Origin of the sequence: Geminicoccus flavidas (assembly GCF_009806515.1) — a bacterium.
Lineage (GTDB): Bacteria > Pseudomonadota > Alphaproteobacteria > Geminicoccales > Geminicoccaceae > Geminicoccus > Geminicoccus flavidus.
Genome location: NZ_WUJP01001002.1, coordinates 1 through 530 on the forward strand (window position 1 = coordinate 1; position 530 = coordinate 530).

A 530-nucleotide genomic window follows, 5' to 3' on the forward strand; every position below is an offset into this window, starting at 1 on the left:
GCGTGGCCTCGCCCTGCGTGTCCGGCCCGGCAGGGCGCAGCTTCATCTGGCCCATGCCCTGCATGGCGACCTCGTCGCTCACCCCGATGGGGGCCGAGCAGCCGCCCGATGCCTTGACGAAGGCGGCGGTGGCGTAGAGCTGGCCATTCTTGGTCTCGGCCACCGCATGGACATTGGTGTAGCCGTCGATCCGCACTCGCAGGCGCAGCACCGCCGGATCGCCGGCCGGGCCGAAATTGGCCTTTGCGGCATAGGGCGAGGGATTGTCGTCGATCACCAGATGGACGGCGGCGACACGGTCGCGGTGCTCAGGCGTGATCCGGATCGTGATCGGCACCAAAGCCGCGTCCAGGGCGCGCGCCGGCGCTTCCAGCGTGATCAGCCCGGCACCATCCTCGATCGGGCGCTCGCCGAAGATCGACTGGCGCAGGTCCTGCCAGCGCTCCTCCCGCTCGCTCTCGGTGCCGCCCGCGGCCAGCACCGGGCTCGCGATCGCCAGGAACAGGGCCAGCATCAGGCCGGCGCCCGCC

Annotated in this window: 1 protein-coding gene; it reads right to left on the reverse strand. The window is 71.3% G+C overall.

Annotation, left to right across the window (positions count from 1 at the left end; translation table 11 throughout):
* The coding region (locus EQG76_RS28390; protein WP_159718480.1) for a quinoprotein dehydrogenase-associated SoxYZ-like carrier at nt 1–530 on the reverse strand (530 nt) is incomplete at both ends.